Origin of the sequence: Lactiplantibacillus modestisalitolerans (assembly GCF_005405425.1) — a bacterium.
Classification (GTDB): domain Bacteria; phylum Bacillota; class Bacilli; order Lactobacillales; family Lactobacillaceae; genus Lactiplantibacillus; species Lactiplantibacillus modestisalitolerans.
The window spans coordinates 1-14,682 of record NZ_BJEA01000004.1 but is presented as its reverse complement, the minus strand read 5'-3'; the positions used below and the strand labels follow the sequence as shown (position 1 = coordinate 14,682).

The following is a 14,682-nucleotide window of genomic DNA, read 5'->3' as shown; positions in this document are numbered from 1 at the left end:
ATTGTGTGCAATTTAAGATTCAACGGGGTAAACTTTACTTAGTTGGTTCCCTTAATTTTTACCACCCATTAGTTGCAGCGCTTCCACGATTGTGTTACATTTAGTTTAGAACAGTTCTAAACTAAAATTTGGAGGCATGTACTTATGAAAGTTATTGTCGTTGGTTCTTCACATGGTGGTTACGAAACAGTTCGCGGAATTTTGGCCGCTCAACCGGATACCGAAATTCAGTGGTACGAACAGGGGGATTTTCTCTCCTTCCTGTCCTGTGGGATGCAGCTTTACCTGGAAGGAAAGGTCAAAGACGTTAACAACGTCAGCTACGCTACCCCAACGGATATGCGGGCGCAGGGCGTGCACGTCTACCTTAATTCCGAAATTAGTCAGGTCCAACCCGACCAGCATCAGGTTCACGTCATTGACCACGCCACTGGTCAGGAACGTGACGAAAGTTATGATAAATTAGTACTAAGTGTCGGTGCCGTACCGGCAGTTCTGCCAGTTCCTGGGCACGACCTGAAAAACATTTACGCGATGCGTGGGCGCGACTGGGCGATTAAGTTAAAGGCCAAGACCGTCGACCCAACCGTTAAGAACGTGGTTGTCATTGGATCGGGCTACATTGGGATCGAAGCGGCCGAGGTCTTTGCTAAGGCCGGGATGCACGTTACAATCATCGACCTCTTACCACGGCTCCTAAGCCTGTACTTAGACCAAGAATTTACCGACGTCCTGACTAAGACGATGGTCGACCACGGCATTTACCCGGCGGTTGGTCAAAGCATTCAGTCCTTCGAGGGTCAGGATGGACACGTCACGAAAGTTGTGACCGACCAAGCCGAATACGCGGCTGACCTCGTCGTCACGGCCGCTGGAATTCGACCCGCAACCGGCTTCTTAAAAGGGGTCGTTGACTTAGACGCCCACGGCTTAATCAAGATCAACGAACACCTCCAAACGAGCCAAGCCGACGTTTACGCGGTTGGAGACGCAACCTTAGTACCATTCGCGCCAACTGGCAAATTAAACCGGATCGCCCTTGCAACCAACGCTCGGCGTCAAGGTCGAATTGCCGCGAAGAACTTACTCGGCACGCCAATTGCAATGCCCGCGGTTTCGGGTTCTTCCGCCCTGTCGGTTTTCGATTACCACTTCGCATCAACCGGTGTTAAGGAAGGGACGAGCGCGAAACTTGGGGTGGACTGCGCGTCCGTACTCGTGACCGACACGATTCGGCCGAAATTTGTGACCACCGAAAACGGTAACGCCAAGGTTTGGTTCAAACTAACTTATGATCCAACCGATGGGCGCGTTCTCGGGGCGCAAATCATGTCAACCGCCGACGTGACGGCAAACATTAACGCCATTTCGTTGGCCGTTCAATTGAAGGCTAGCGTTTACGACCTCGCTTACGCCGACTTCTTCTTCCAGCCAGGTTTCGACCGGCCGTGGAATATCATCAACGTCGCGGCGCAAAAGGCCGTTCAACATTTAAACACGACTAACTAAACTGACATATTCAATCGCATGCACGCGCTAAGCCGCGCTAGTCTACTAAAAATTGGACTAGCGCGGCTTACTGGTTAATCGTTAGAAACTAGTATTGCAATTCAAGTGAATCCGGACTACAATTTAATGCATAAGGTAATAACCTTATTGGACCTCGAGTCCGTGGTATGCATAGTCATACGCTAGAACCTCATTTTTAATGAGGTTCTTTTTTAATTTATTCTCAAATAATAATCCGTCCAGCGGATACTAAAAACGGCTCTATACCAATTGGTGTTAAGGTTGCCGCCAGCAGCGGGTGTAACCGGTTGGCTGGAACACTGCGGGCATCGATTTGAGCTCACTCAGAAAACCGCTGAGCAATCTCAAATTCGAGCCTTATTCTAAGCCGGAAGAAGCCCACTTCCGCCTAAGAATAATTTCGCAGTTGAGCCATGGTTACACCCGCTACTGGCTAGACTAGCTTTTATATTGAGTTTCAAAGGTTACTTTAGTAAACCTTAATTAATGAAGATGATTCTGCAGCACGGTTATAAAATTTATTGTAATCTTGCTTAATTTCAGTATTTACAGCAAACTAATTGAAAATTCCATTGGTAGCCTTTTTAGCAGATCAACACTATCTACCATAGAGCCCTAAAAACGGACGCAACCTGAACATAGGCTCGCGTCCGTTTCAACATTTAGTAAGCAACTGCGGCAGGACTTGCTAAATTTTTTAATTCGTTGATTAAAGTTAACTAAGGGCTAGTCATAAATATTGATCAGGCCCTGCGTCCCCTGATCACCTAACCCCCGAACGTCAACCATCACTTCGTACAAGCGTTTAGCCTGCGCCGTCGCAACTAGGTCGAGCCCCATCGCATCCGCTTCACTCAACGCAATCCGGAGATCCTTCAAGAAGTGGCGGGCAAAGAAACCCGGCGTATAATCATCCTTTAAAATTCGTGGCACGTAGTTGTCCATACTCCAGTTGTCAGCCCCACCACTTGAAAGCGTCGCTAAGACCTTTTCAGGGTCCAATCCGGCCGCCTTCGTGTACAGCAACATCTCGGTGAGCCCGGTCATGGTCCCCGCGATCATAATTTGGTTAGCCATCTTGGCGTGCTGACCCGTACCAGCCGCACCAAAGTGGTTGACTTTGTGCCCCAACACGTTGAATAGTGGCAACATCGCATCGTAGGTCGCATCCGCCCCACCAACCATGATTGTCAGGGTCGCGTTTTTAGCACCAACGTCACCGCCAGAAACCGGCGCGTCTAAAGCTTGCCAGCCATTTTTAGTCGCATAATCGGCAATCTTCGCGGCCAACTTCGGTTGACTAGTGGTCATGTCGATCACGGTCTTGCCAGCGGGTAACCCACTAAAAATACCATCGTCACCGAAGTACACCTGTTCAACGTCGCGCGGAAAACCAACCATTGTAAAAACAACGTCACTATTTTGTGCGACTTCGGCCGGGGTCGCTGCCCAGGTCGCACCGGCCGCAACTAGCGCGTCAGTCTTACTTTTAGTGCGGTTATACACCGTCATTGGGTAACCCGCCGCCATTAAATTGCGGGCCATCGCAGCACCCATCACGCCAGTTCCAATCCAGCCTAATTTCATCATTATAATCGTCCTTTCAGCTACTGTCTTTTCGGTACGCGTCCGTACCACCATCGCTTTCATTATTTCCAGTATACCCGTTTTGGGATTTTGCGACAGCGTTGAGGTTTGGTTGATTAACCGACGGAGCCATCCATAAAAGTCAGGTAACTGGCGAACATTAACGGCGTAGGGTAACTAATTTCGGGCGCTCCTCTACAAAATAGCTGAAACGTGTTCGGACCAGCTGATGCCTGTGCCTACTACGCCAAGGGCACAATGCCAAAAACCGGCATCATGCCCTTGGCTAGGTAGTGCTCGGCATCAAACCGCTGGGTCCTCACACTCTTCGGTCATCAACTCCCGCAACCGGGCATTATCCGCCGCTGTTCCAATGGTTAATCGTAACCAGCCCGGGCGCAACCCCGTCCGCACCAAGTAACCATTTTGCTTCAGCATTGCCGCCAACGCCACCGCCCGCGGGTGCGCAAAGAAAATGAAATTAGCTGCCGACTGATCAAACTGCCAGTGCCGCGCGGTAAAGTAAGCTTCCCAGCGCGCCCGTTCGCTTGCGTTTTGCGCGACCGTTTTTTGGACGAAGTCCTGATCCTTTATGGCGGCTAAGGCGGCGACCTGCGTCAACGAATTGACGTTATACGGCAGCCGAACCGCCTGCATCGTCGGGGCCAATTCAGGGGCAAACACCCCGTAGCCGATCCGGAAGTTGGCTAGTCCGTAAGCCTTAGAGAAGGTCCGCATCACCACCACGTTCGGATATTTAGCCGGCAGCTGCATCGCCGTTAGCGCGGCCGCGTTTGGCGCAAAGTCGATGTAGGCTTCATCGATCAAGACCATCGTTTCAGCGGGCACTTGCTGAATAAAGGCGGTAATGTCCGCCAGCGACTCACTTGTCCCGGTCGGATTGTTCGGGTTGCAAAGCCAGACCAATTTAACTTGCGGCGTTAGGGCGGCCGCCATGCCCGCAAAGTCAACGTGGTCGTCAGCCAGTGTCGGCACCGTCACGAGCTGCGCGCCTTCAATTTGCGCGTGCAGCCCGTACTCCGAAAAAGTTGGGCCGGAAACCAACACCCGATCCCCCGGCGCCAGGAAGGTCCGCGACAACATCACGATCATTTCATCCAGCCCGACACTAAAAACAAGTTGCGCGGGCGCGACACCAATCTGCGCCGCAACGGCGGTCCGCAGTGCCCGGGCGTCCGCATCCGGATAACGGTTGCTGTTGGTAAAGTCCCAACTTTTAACCGCCCGTTCCACGGCCGGCGACGTTCCGTATGGATTTTCGTTCGCGGATAGCCGTACGACCCGCTTCAGGCCCAGCTCCGCCTGTAAATCCGCAAGCGGTTGCTCCGGCACGTACGGCGTTAAGTTTCTTACACTGGCTTTCATGTGCATCCCTCCCTATAGGTTGTCGATTTCGGGCCGATCCTTGTAATCACTCATCTTGCCTTCACGCTTGGCCAATTCCGTCTTGATTTGATCAAAGCTGACCCCGCGTTCAACAAGTAACACTAATAGGTGGTATAACAAATCTGCCGTCTCATACACGAGCTCGTCGTCGCCGGGATTCTTAGCCGCCACGATCACTTCGGTCGATTCCTCGCCAACCTTCTTCAAAATCTTATCTAAGCCCTTCGTAAACAGGTAGTCAGTATATGAACCGGCCTTGGGATTCTTTTGCCGTTCGGCGATCATTTGATATAATTCTTCCATATTTTGCATAGTTATAACCAACTTTCTTCTATATTAATATCGTGATTAAAAAGATACCTTACCGCACCCGTTGGACCGGGTTAAAAAAGCAGCTCTGGTGGCCCGTATGACAGGCTGGTCCGTGCGGGTGCACCGCAATTAGGAGCGTATCCGCATCGCAGTCAAGCGTCACGCTGACCACGTCCTGCGTGTGCCCGCTAGTCGCACCCTTATGCCACAATTCTTGCCGGGACCGCGACCAAAACCAGGTTTGACCACTAGCCAGCGTTTTTGCATAGCTTTCAGCGTTCATCCAGGCCACCATCAGGACGTCCTTGGTGTCCGCATCGGTAATCACGGTCGTGACCAGACCGTTCCCCTTTTCAAAATCTGGTTTCATCGAACCGGGACTCCTTCCGTTCGCAAAGCTTGTTTAACATCGCTGATTGTCAGTTCACCATAGTGGAAGACCGACGCGGCGAGGGCCCCGTCCACCGGCGTCTGGGTAAAAACGTCCGTAAAGTCCGCCAGCTTACCGGCCCCGCCGGAAGCAATGATGGGAACGTTAACGACGCGACCGAGGGCTTGATACAAACGGTCGTCAAAGCCCCGCTTAGTGCCATCGCGGTCCATGCTCGTCACCAGTAGCTCCCCGGCCCCCAGTTCAACGCAACGTTGCGCCCAAGTTAAGGCGTCTAAGTCGGTCGCTTGCTGACCGCCGTGTGTATATACCCGGTAGCGTTGCTGCTGTTCGTCCCAAGCCGTATCAATGGCGACGACGATGCACTGGTTGCCAAACTTTTGGGCACCGGCGCTGATCAATTCGGGATGCGCTACCGCCGCGGAATTAATGGCGGTTTTATCGGCGCCGGCGCGCAACAACCGTTGCATATCGGCAACACTCTGAATGCCACCGCCGATTGTCAGCGGCATAAACACTTGGCGTGAGACCCGTTCAACCAGGTCGGCCATCGTTTTGCGGTGCTCGTTAGTCGCCGTAATGTCCAAAAAAACCAGCTCGTCAGCACCCTGCTGTTGATAGGCGGCCGCAATTTCAATCGGATCACCCACGTCGGTTAAATCTACAAAGTTAACGCCCTTCTTAACGCGCCCGTCCGCCACGTCCAGACACGGAATCAACCGTTTTGCTAACATGCATCCACCCCCGCTAGTTCCGTTAAGCTAATCGTTTTAGCTGCCAGGGCCTTGCCAACAATCACGTCCGGCAACCCCAGCGCCTGTAACGCTTGAACGTCGGCTAAGTCCCGGACGCCCCCACTCGCAATTAAATTAACTTGGGGCAGTTGCGCCTTTAACTGGGCGTATAGCCCCAGGCTGGGTCCCTGCAAGGTACCGTCCTTAGCGACGTCCGTCACGATGAAGTGCCGGGCCCCGGCCCGACTCATCGCGGCGATCAAGTGGCTCATCTTCGTTTGTGACTGATCAAGCCAGCCGTTAATCGCGACCCGGCCGTCACTACCATCAATCCCAACCACGATTTTTTCCGGGCCGTAGGTGGCTAATAATTGTTGGACCAGGGCTGGTTGCGTGAGTGCGATTGACCCTAAAATCAAGCGGTCAATTCCAAGCTGCAGGTACTGGCGCGCCTGCTCGTAAGTCCGAATACCGCCCCCCACTTCAATCAAACCGTCAAAGGCGGCCCGGATTGCCATCACCGTTGCTAGGTTTTGCGGTTGCCCGGCCTTGGCCCCGTCAAGGTCCACCAAGTGAAGTTGGTGTAACCCGGCCGCATTAATTTGGCGGGCCTGCGCGACCGGATCGGCGTTGATCAGGGTCGCCTGCTCAAAGTCGCCCTGATAGAGCCGGACACTTTGCCCGGCGTGTAAGTCAATTGCTGGAAGCATCATTTGTAACCACCATCTTTCTAAAACTTTCAAGTTGTGCTAGTCCGACCCGACCACTTTTTTCGGGGTGAAATTGCATGCCAACCACGTTCCCGCGTTGAACAATACTTGGAACCGCCACCCCGTGGTGCACACTGGCGACGACTTCTTCAGCCGGACAGTCCGCATAAAACGAGTGGACAAAGTAGGTATATTGCTGATCAATCGCCGCAAACGGGCTGTTTACGCGCTGCAATTGATTTTGATTCCAGCCCATCTGGGGAACCTTGACCCCGCGGTCAGTCGGTAACGGCACAACACGGCCTTGTAGCAACCCCAACCCAGCGTGTTGACCATATTCCAAGCCGGTTTCAAAGAGAAGTTGCATGCCCAGGCAAATTCCGAGCATCGGCTTGCCACTGCGGGCGAGCGCTTGAAGCGGCTGAACCAATTGCCGTTGTTCAAGCGCGGCCATCGCCGCACCGAACGCCCCAACTCCCGGTAAGAGGACCGCGTCCGCGTTCGCCAGCACCGCCGGGTCGGCCGTCAGCGTCGTGGGCACGTTTAGGTAGGCTAACGCCTTTTGTAAATTCAAAGTGTTGCCAGTATCATAATCAACGATCGCAAACATTTAGATCACACCCTTCGTGGAGTTCACCCCGACAATCTCCGGGTTAATGGTGACGGCGGCGCGCATTGCCCGACCAAAGGCCTTAAACAGGCTTTCAACCTTGTGGTGGGTATTGCGCCCGTACAAGATGCGGGCGTGTAAGTTCATTTCCGCCGCAAACGCGACCGCTTGGAAGAAGTCCTCCACCGTTTCGGTATCAAGACCGCCTAGGCGCGGGTTAGTCAACTCGGCGTTAAAGACAAGGTAGGACCGGCCGCTCAAATCAACGCTGACTTGGCCCAGGGTTTCGTCCATCGGCACAAATTCGGTGCCGTAGCGTTCAATACCCACTTTTTCACCAAGGGCCTGTTTAAAGCACTCCCCCAACACGATGCCAGTATCTTCAGTCGTGTGGTGCGGGTCAACGTCCAAGTCACCGTGACACTTAACGACCAAGCCGAAGCGGCCGTGCTTAGCGAACAAGTTTAACATGTGGTTTAAAAACCCGATGCCGGTGTCGATTTCAATGCCGGTTTGTTCGTCGAGATTCAAACTAATTTCAATTTGGGTTTCCTTAGTCACCCGTTTAATGGTTGCTTGACGTGCTTTCGTTGTCATAATTAGTCCTCCGTATCATAGTACTGGTCAAACCGGGCTTCGATCGCACGGGCGTGGCCTTCCAAGCCCTCCACCCGGGCAAGCGTCGTAATCGCGGTTGCTTCCTTTTTAAGTGCCGCCTGGGTGTACTGAATAAACGACGTCCGTTTCACAAAATCATAAACTCCTAGCGGTGATGAGAAGCGCGCCGTCCCACTCGTTGGCAAAATGTGGTTAGGCCCCGCCACGTAGTCCCCGAGCGGCTCGGAAGCGTACTTCCCTAAGAAGACTGAGCCGGCGTTGCGAATCAAGTTTAAGTACTGGGTCGGTTCCGCTAATTGGACTTCCAAGTGTTCCGGCGCGACCGTGTTCATCAGTTCAAACATGTCTTGCGTTTGGGGAACCACCGCGATGAAGCCCTTCTCATTGACCGCTTCGGTCGCAATTGCGGTCCGCGGTAACACTTTTAACTGCGACGTCACGTTTGCATCCACCGCCCGGGCAAGCTTAGCACTGGTGGTGATCAGAATTGGCCGGGCGCGACGGTCGTGTTCGGCCTGACTCAATAGGTCCGCCGCTAACTGCCGCGGGTCGGCCGTCTCATCGGCAATGATGCCAATTTCAGAGGGGCCGGCAACCATGTCGATCGCCACTTGACCAAAGACCTGCTTCTTCGCGGTGGCAACGAAAACGTTCCCGGGACCGATAATTTTATCGACGGCTGGAATCGATTCCGTTCCGTAAGCCAGCGCGGCAATCGCTTGGGCACCGCCCACTTGGTAAATGGCATCCACCCCAGCAAGCTTCGCCGCTGCTAGGACGGCCGGGTTAATCCCGTCTGGTTGGGGTGGCGTTACCATGACCACTTCTTGCACCCCGGCAATCTTCGCCGGTAACGCACTCATGAGGAGGGTCGAGGGATAGGCCGCCGTCCCACCGGGCACGTAGAGTCCCACCCGCTGGAGTGGTAACAGCTTTTGGCCGCGCAGCACGCCCGGTTGCTCGGCGTCCACAAAGCCCGTCGCCCGTTCCTTTTCGTGGAAACTGGTGATGTTGCGCTTGGCTAATTGCAACGCGTCCTTGACCTTCTGATCCAACTGATCATAGGCCGCATCAATGGTTGCTTGCGGTAACCGAAATTCGGTTAAGTCGACCTTATCAAATTGAGCTTCGTACTTTTTAAGGGCCGCGTCACCATTATCAATTACGTCGGTAATGATTCGACGAACCGCGTCCTCAACTTTTAAGTCGGTTAATTGCTGGGTTTTACGTTGCACTAGGCGTTTCAAACTGTTTAGATCGGATTCAATAATTTTCATTAGGCACGCTCCTTTGAAGTCGGCTCGTTAACAACGGCCGCTAACTGGTCAACCAATTGATAGATGGCGGTTTGGTGTTGCTTTAGAGCCATCCGGTTGACCACCAGCCGGGTTGAAACGGGTTGTAAGTAATCGTAAATTTGTAAGTCGTTTTCGCGCAGGGTCGTCCCGGTTTCGGTAATGTCGACGATGGCGTCGGCCAGCCCGGTCAACGGTGCCAGCTCAACCGACCCTTCAATTTTAATAATCTCAACGTCCTGGCCCCGCTGATCAAAGTAACGCTGGGTAATCAACGGGTACTTGGTCCCAATAATTTTGCGTTTCGGGGCGAACGGGTCAAAAGTACGCGTAGACGCAAGCACGAACTGGCAGCGGCCAACGCCTAAATCTAATAGTTCGTACTGGGTACTTTGGTGCTCCACTAAAATGTCGCTCCCAACGATGCCGATATCCGCAGCACCGCGTTCCAGAAAAGTCGTGACGTCCGGGCCCTTGGCGAGAATGAACTGGTAGGGTTGCGTTTTCGAATTAAAAATCAGTCGCCGCTGCTTATTGCGGACGAGTGAACAGTCAATTCCCGCCCGTTCTAGCAATGGCAGCACCTGTTGTTCCACCCGGCCCTTCGTTAAAGCAATTTTAATGCGTTCGGTCATGCTTCAGCCCCCTTGGTTAAATCAACTAAAGTCGCACCCATCCGTTGAGCTTCCAGCTCAGCCTGCTCCCGAGTTGGTGCGAGGCTCAAGCTAGTGTTCGGTGTTCGGGCTAAGCGCGCCTCGGCCGTCGCCCATTGTTCTGGTTCAAAGTAAATTAATTGGCGCGGGGCTGCCGGCTCAGTGGGTGCGGCTAAACTCGTTAGTAAGTCAACGTTAATGCCCATCCCCACCGCCGGTTCCGCCTCGGCTTGGAAGTTTGTTAGCAAACGGTCGTAACGCCCCCCGCTAAACAGGTAGTCACCGCCCACTTGCGAGAAGCCCCGAAACGTTAAGCCGGTATAGTACTTCTGGGGGGCCTGACTACTTAAATCGATCGACACCGACTGACTCGGCATGGTCGTTTGCATCCAAGCCACCACTTGCCGCAAGCGGTTCAAGGTACTTGTCACGCAGGTGGGTAACGGCGCTTGCGCCAACTGCTCAAAAATCGCTTGGGGCTGACCAAACAACCGCGGCCACTTTACCAGAAAATCATAGAGCGGTTGCTGGCGGTAACTGGCGATCAACGCTTGGTACTGCGGAATTTGTTTGTTAAACAACGCCGTTAAAATCGCTTGCTGGGTCGCGGCATCACTGGTCACGCTCGCCACCACCTGCTGCGCGAACTGGGCATCGCCCAACTCAATTTCAACCGCGTCGTCGATCAACTCACTACTGAGCTGATTAGCAATCGTCAAGCACTCCAATTCCGCTTTCAGTGACGCGTAACCGATCAATTCCACCCCGGCTTGCGTCATTTGGTTATACGACCCGGAAAGGCGGCGGCTGACCCGAAAGATATCCCCAATATAACTAAACTTTTGGGGTAACGGCACCTTCGTCGCACTGATGAAACGGGCCACCGGTAACGTTAGGTCGGGACGCAACACTAAGGTCTGTCCGTCCGGCCCCAGTAACCGGTACAATTGGTAGTTCCCCATTTGGTACGGTTCAAAGACCGCTTGGTTTTCCAATAAAGGCGTCGCAATCGGCGTCAATCCGCGCCGCTTGAAATGGGCCTGAATCACCGAAATAAGTTGCTGCTTAGTTTGGGCCTGACGACCAAATTCATCGCGGGTCCCGAGTGGTAATAAATGTTTTAACATGCGACCGCCTCCTTAAATTATTTACGCAGTTGAATCAAAAAAACGTCCCCTTAGCAATTTGCTAAAAGGACGTTTCCACGTGGTTCCACCTTATTTCGCCAGCGGTTCACACCGCTGACCTCATGTTGAGCTTGTCAACTTGGATAACGAAACCAATTCGGCTGGAGCTAGTTAAGCCAGTTCACCCCAGCAGTTCATAGATGTGGGTTCGTCAGACGTGTCCGCCCGGTTCGCAGCTACCCGGACTCTCTGGATGAGGAACGCCTGATTACTTTTTCTAATCACAACCGTTTATTAAAATTTGATGAATCATTTAATCTAAAACTCATTGTAGTGACTTGAATGCCACCTGTCAACCATTAATTAACGTTTTTATTAAATGGTGACCGCGTCCCACACTGGCAACATCGTGCGCGTCCGAGCCGTAGATCAGCGGAATACCAAGCTTTTGCGCCCGCGTGCTAATTTCACGGCCGGGGTAAAAATCATTACAAAATGGTTTGTAAAGTCCCGCTAAATTCAAATCCAATTCCCGGTGTTGCTGATGCAGTCGGTTTAAAATTTGATCGACTAATAATAAATTGCCGGCGTTTAACGGTTCCTGTAGCCCGCACGCATCCTGATACTTACGCACTAGGCTCATGTGACCGATTCGTTGCGGGGCGTAGCGCCCTAAATCAGCGTTAACGGACTGCCAAACGGTTTGATAATATTCTTCAAACACCCGCTGAGGCGTTGCCAACCACTCCCCAAACGCAGTCATGAAATTTGCGGCTGAAAGGTCAATGGCCCAGATTCGCTGGTCAGCTCCCCGCATAAAGTGAACCGATAAAATGTTGTCCTGAGTACGCGGACCGTATTGATCTAGGAATTGGCGGGTCCAAGCCACCTGCCCTGGTAAAAAGTCAACCTCGAAGCCGACCGAAATATTGATTTGATCCGCGTAACGCCGCTGGAGATCCTCGGCCAATGCCAAGTAGGGTTCAACCTGGTCTAGGCGCAACGATGCTTCCGTAATCCCAGTTGGGTCGCCGGCGTACTGCTGACTAAACGCCGGTGGTAGTGGCGCGTGTTCCGTAATGCAGTAGCGCTGAAAACCTAATTGAATCGCCCGCTGGACCATTTTTTCGGTGGCTTCGCCACTACCGTGCGGGCACAACTCGGTATGGGTATGTCCATCAACTCGCATTTTATCATCGCCTTCTCATAATTTTATCATCATTCAAGCATATTTTAGCCGCTTCTGCAAGTCGCCGCTTCCCCGCATCACTCCCAGCGACACTTTTTGGCGCCAACCAATCCCAGCTACCATGGTGACCACCAACGTTCTAAACTTTTACTAATTTACTAGTTTCAAAATACAAACTTAATCATTAAGTGGTATAGTCAATTACAGATTGGGATTGGTTACCCAAATAACCGACTTAAAGGGGGAGTACCATGCACGAACTAATCACCAAACTTTATCAACTCGGGCTATCGAGTCACGTTGTGAGCGCCCTACTTGAGCCCGTTCACATTTTAATTCTGGCGTTGCCCGTGCTAACGCTCATGGCCGCCATTCTAATTCTGGCCGGCCAACTTAAAATCCGGCACCAACTAACTGAAAAAAACGTGATCGCCACTTACACGTTTATTTGGTACTTGGCCGCGGCGTACCTGTTGATTATCCTACCGTTACCAACCCAGGCCAGCGTTGCGCGGATGACTGGTGCCGAATATAATCTCCACCCCTTCTTATTTCTGAACGAATTTCGCCAAGCCAACCCACTTCAATTGAGTGACCGTAGTACCTGGCTGAGTGCGTTTAAGGCGTCTTCTTTTTTCCAACCGTTCTTTAACCTGCTCTTTTTCATCCCAATTGGCGCCTACTTAAAATGGCGGCGCCACTGGCCGTTATGGTTAATTACCCTCACCAGTTTCACGCTTTCGCTCTTCTTTGAAACAACGCAACTCACGGGGCTGTACGGTTACTATTCGCGGGCTTACCGGATGTTTGACGTCGACGATTTGCTCATGAATACGCTGGGCGGTGTCGGTGGCGCGCTGGCCATCAGTTTTCTCCCTCGCAAATGGCGGGAACGCGATCACAGCCCCGTCCTGCAAGCCGACCAGCAGCCGATTGCCTGGCGGCGAATTGGCGCCCTCGTTTTTGACTGGGCGCTGATTGCCGCCTTTGACGTCAGTTATTTCGTGCTGGTCAAGCACTTTCAATGGCCCCTCAGTCGCGATTTTCGGTGGCTCTACCTACTGGACATCGGCCTTTTCTTCTTACTACCGGCTTGGTGGTTCAAAGGCAAAACCATCGGCGGCCTACTGTTTAATAGTCGCATAACCGCAAAAAACGGGCAGTCGGCGCATTTGTGGCAGTTGCTGATTCACTACGGCGGCCTCTACATCGTCAGTCTCCCATTACTCTTCTTAGACCTCTGGCTGTTTGATCGGCTGGGAGACCTACCAAGTGCCTCCCTGAACCGCCTCGACGTCTACTTAGTGGTCGTTTCGTTCGTCTTATTAATTTTAAGTTACGACTTTTTACTAGCGCTGTTTAACCGCAAGCACTTACTCTGGTGCGAGCGGTTAAGCCAAACAACCGTTAGTTAGCTCGGAAATTTCCGACGTCCGCCTTTACGTTCGCCTAGGAATCATGTTAAATTGAAAGTAAATCAAATTTCTGGAAGTTAAAATAATGATAAAAGAACAAGCCTTAAGCGACGATTTCCGGTGGGTCGCGGTTAATAATTATACGGATAATGACTATAATCAGCTGGTCAACGAGGAACAGGTCACGGACGAAATGCTCGGCTACGCGACCGACCAACACGAACGGGGCCGGTTGGAGTACGACGCCAAAAGTGCCATTACAACCATTATTTTTGACGTGGTAACGAACGATGAAGACGAAGGGACGTACACGGCCCAGGTTAGTTTTATGCTAATTGACCACACCCTACTGACGTTTACAACTGACAACACGATGTTTGTCGAGGACATGCTCGCCGACGCGATTGACGCCGACTGGGAAAAGGTCCTGCACCCGTTTGACTACATTTTTGAGGTGCTATACAAACTCTCGCGCCAGTATTTTTCAGCTATTAATAAAATCAACGAGGAACGCCAAAACATCCAGCTCAAGATGCGCAAACAGATCCAGCGGTCCGTCATTTTACAATTAATGGAATTAGAAACGACGCTCGTTTACTTTTTAACCTCGCTAAAGAGCAACAACGATTTATTACAATCGTTAAAGCGCTTTGGCCCGATTAAATTTTCAACGACCCAAAAAGAACGCCTCGACGACATTATCGTTGAAGCCCAACAAGGGCTCGACATGGCCAACATCGCGTCGGACATTATCGCCCGCGTTTCCAACGCCTATTCCAACATTTTGGATAATAACCTGAACAACACGATGTGGCTATTAACCGTCTTCTCAATCGTTCTCACGATTCCGAACATCGTCTTTGGGTTCTTCGGTCAAAACGTGGCCCTTCCATTCATGAAAAATCCGTTCGGCTGGGAAATTACGGTCGTAATTGCGATTGGGCTCTGCGCCCTGACCATTTGGCTACTGCGGCGAAACTCATTTCGGCGGTAGTCACAGCCCGGATTCACTATGTGGAAAATTAGATTCTGTACCAATTGGTGTTGAAATTGCCGCCAGCAGCGGGTGTAACCGGGTGGCTGGAACACTGCGGGCATCGATTT

The 14,682-nt window shown here is 52.1% G+C and carries 15 protein-coding genes and 1 other annotated feature; of the genes, 3 read left to right on the top strand and 12 right to left on the bottom strand.

Annotated elements, in window-relative coordinates; translation table 11 throughout:
* Positions 1-144: 144 nt before the first annotated feature.
* Complete coding sequence (locus FFM79_RS02790; protein ID WP_137641952.1) at positions 145-1,509, top strand: FAD-dependent oxidoreductase; 1,365 nt, start codon at positions 145-147, stop codon at positions 1,507-1,509.
* 747 nt (positions 1,510-2,256) lie between these two features.
* Here the strand turns inward: FFM79_RS02790 and FFM79_RS02785 are convergent.
* From FFM79_RS02785 to hisJ, 12 genes are all read right to left on the bottom strand, one after another.
* Complete coding sequence (locus tag FFM79_RS02785; RefSeq protein ID WP_137642156.1) at positions 2,257-3,171, bottom strand: NAD(P)-dependent oxidoreductase; 915 nt, start codon at positions 3,169-3,171, stop codon at positions 2,257-2,259.
* A gap of 249 nt (positions 3,172-3,420) precedes the next feature.
* On the bottom strand, positions 3,421-4,503 hold the full coding sequence (hisC, locus tag FFM79_RS02780; protein WP_137641951.1) for a histidinol-phosphate transaminase: 1,083 nt from the start codon (positions 4,501-4,503) through the stop codon (positions 3,421-3,423).
* Positions 4,504-4,515: 12 nt separating this feature from the next.
* Positions 4,516-4,836: a phosphoribosyl-ATP diphosphatase gene (hisE, locus tag FFM79_RS02775; protein WP_137641950.1), complete on the bottom strand. Its 321-nt coding sequence runs from the start codon at positions 4,834-4,836 to the stop codon at positions 4,516-4,518.
* A 49-nt stretch (positions 4,837-4,885) separates the two neighbouring features.
* Complete coding sequence (gene hisI / locus FFM79_RS02770) at positions 4,886-5,206, bottom strand: phosphoribosyl-AMP cyclohydrolase (RefSeq protein WP_137641949.1); 321 nt, start codon at positions 5,204-5,206, stop codon at positions 4,886-4,888.
* Positions 5,203-5,961 (bottom strand): imidazole glycerol phosphate synthase subunit HisF, encoded by a 759-nt coding sequence (hisF, locus tag FFM79_RS02765; RefSeq protein WP_137641948.1) that lies wholly within the window; start codon positions 5,959-5,961, stop codon positions 5,203-5,205. The genes hisI and hisF overlap by 4 nt, the downstream gene beginning before the upstream one ends.
* Positions 5,955-6,674, bottom strand: coding sequence for a 1-(5-phosphoribosyl)-5-[(5-phosphoribosylamino)methylideneamino]imidazole-4-carboxamide isomerase (hisA, locus tag FFM79_RS02760; RefSeq protein ID WP_137641947.1), 720 nt, complete (start codon positions 6,672-6,674; stop codon positions 5,955-5,957). Before hisA ends, hisF begins: the two co-directional genes overlap by 7 nt.
* Positions 6,655-7,281, bottom strand: coding sequence for an imidazole glycerol phosphate synthase subunit HisH (gene hisH / locus FFM79_RS02755; RefSeq protein WP_137641946.1), 627 nt, complete (start codon positions 7,279-7,281; stop codon positions 6,655-6,657). Before hisH ends, hisA begins: the two co-directional genes overlap by 20 nt.
* The gene (gene hisB / locus FFM79_RS02750; RefSeq protein ID WP_137641945.1) at positions 7,282-7,878 is read right to left on the bottom strand and encodes an imidazoleglycerol-phosphate dehydratase HisB; all 597 of its coding nucleotides are present in this window, start codon (positions 7,876-7,878) and stop codon (positions 7,282-7,284) included.
* A gap of 2 nt (positions 7,879-7,880) precedes the next feature.
* Positions 7,881-9,176, bottom strand: coding sequence for a histidinol dehydrogenase (hisD, locus tag FFM79_RS02745; RefSeq protein WP_137641944.1), 1,296 nt, complete (start codon positions 9,174-9,176; stop codon positions 7,881-7,883).
* Positions 9,176-9,829, bottom strand: coding sequence for an ATP phosphoribosyltransferase (gene hisG, locus FFM79_RS02740; RefSeq protein ID WP_137641943.1), 654 nt, complete (start codon positions 9,827-9,829; stop codon positions 9,176-9,178). Before hisG ends, hisD begins: the two co-directional genes overlap by 1 nt.
* Positions 9,826-10,974, bottom strand: a complete 1,149-nt coding sequence (locus FFM79_RS02735; protein ID WP_137641942.1) for an ATP phosphoribosyltransferase regulatory subunit — start codon at positions 10,972-10,974, stop codon at positions 9,826-9,828. Before FFM79_RS02735 ends, hisG begins: the two co-directional genes overlap by 4 nt.
* A gap of 62 nt (positions 10,975-11,036) precedes the next feature.
* Positions 11,037-11,268: a binding site (T-box leader), on the bottom strand.
* 58 nt (positions 11,269-11,326) lie between these two features.
* The gene (gene hisJ, locus FFM79_RS02730) at positions 11,327-12,163 is read right to left on the bottom strand and encodes a histidinol-phosphatase HisJ (protein WP_137641941.1); all 837 of its coding nucleotides are present in this window, start codon (positions 12,161-12,163) and stop codon (positions 11,327-11,329) included.
* Positions 12,164-12,414: 251 nt separating this feature from the next.
* Here hisJ and FFM79_RS02725 point away from each other — a divergent pair, with 251 nt between their 5' ends.
* Both FFM79_RS02725 and FFM79_RS02720 read left to right on the top strand, forming a co-directional pair.
* Positions 12,415-13,578 (top strand): VanZ family protein, encoded by a 1,164-nt coding sequence (locus tag FFM79_RS02725; RefSeq protein ID WP_137641940.1) that lies wholly within the window; start codon positions 12,415-12,417, stop codon positions 13,576-13,578.
* A gap of 85 nt (positions 13,579-13,663) precedes the next feature.
* Positions 13,664-14,572, top strand: a complete 909-nt coding sequence (locus FFM79_RS02720; protein WP_137641939.1) for a magnesium transporter CorA family protein — start codon at positions 13,664-13,666, stop codon at positions 14,570-14,572.
* Positions 14,573-14,682 lie beyond the last annotated feature (110 nt).

What these genes read in the sequence shown, in the direction of transcription:
- FFM79_RS02735 (WP_137641942.1), bottom strand. Translation starts at nt 10,974, where the DNA reads ATGTTAAAACATTTATTACCACTCGGGACCCGCGATGAATTTGGTCGT.
- FFM79_RS02725 (WP_137641940.1), top strand. Translation starts at nt 12,415, where the DNA reads ATGCACGAACTAATCACCAAACTTTATCAACTCGGGCTATCGAGTCAC.
- hisG (WP_137641943.1), bottom strand. Translation starts at nt 9,829, where the DNA reads ATGACCGAACGCATTAAAATTGCTTTAACGAAGGGCCGGGTGGAACAA.
- FFM79_RS02785 (WP_137642156.1), bottom strand. Translation starts at nt 3,171, where the DNA reads ATGGTGGTACGGACGCGTACCGAAAAGACAGTAGCTGAAAGGACGATT.
- hisA (WP_137641947.1), bottom strand. Translation starts at nt 6,674, where the DNA reads ATGATGCTTCCAGCAATTGACTTACACGCCGGGCAAAGTGTCCGGCTC.
- hisB (WP_137641945.1), bottom strand. Translation starts at nt 7,878, where the DNA reads ATGACAACGAAAGCACGTCAAGCAACCATTAAACGGGTGACTAAGGAA.
- hisE (WP_137641950.1), bottom strand. Translation starts at nt 4,836, where the DNA reads ATGCAAAATATGGAAGAATTATATCAAATGATCGCCGAACGGCAAAAG.
- hisI (WP_137641949.1), bottom strand. Translation starts at nt 5,206, where the DNA reads ATGAAACCAGATTTTGAAAAGGGGAACGGTCTGGTCACGACCGTGATT.
- hisC (WP_137641951.1), bottom strand. Translation starts at nt 4,503, where the DNA reads ATGAAAGCCAGTGTAAGAAACTTAACGCCGTACGTGCCGGAGCAACCG.
- hisF (WP_137641948.1), bottom strand. Translation starts at nt 5,961, where the DNA reads ATGTTAGCAAAACGGTTGATTCCGTGTCTGGACGTGGCGGACGGGCGC.
- hisH (WP_137641946.1), bottom strand. Translation starts at nt 7,281, where the DNA reads ATGTTTGCGATCGTTGATTATGATACTGGCAACACTTTGAATTTACAA.
- FFM79_RS02790 (WP_137641952.1), top strand. Translation starts at nt 145, where the DNA reads ATGAAAGTTATTGTCGTTGGTTCTTCACATGGTGGTTACGAAACAGTT.
- hisD (WP_137641944.1), bottom strand. Translation starts at nt 9,176, where the DNA reads ATGAAAATTATTGAATCCGATCTAAACAGTTTGAAACGCCTAGTGCAA.
- hisJ (WP_137641941.1), bottom strand. Translation starts at nt 12,163, where the DNA reads ATGCGAGTTGATGGACATACCCATACCGAGTTGTGCCCGCACGGTAGT.
- FFM79_RS02720 (WP_137641939.1), top strand. Translation starts at nt 13,664, where the DNA reads ATGATAAAAGAACAAGCCTTAAGCGACGATTTCCGGTGGGTCGCGGTT.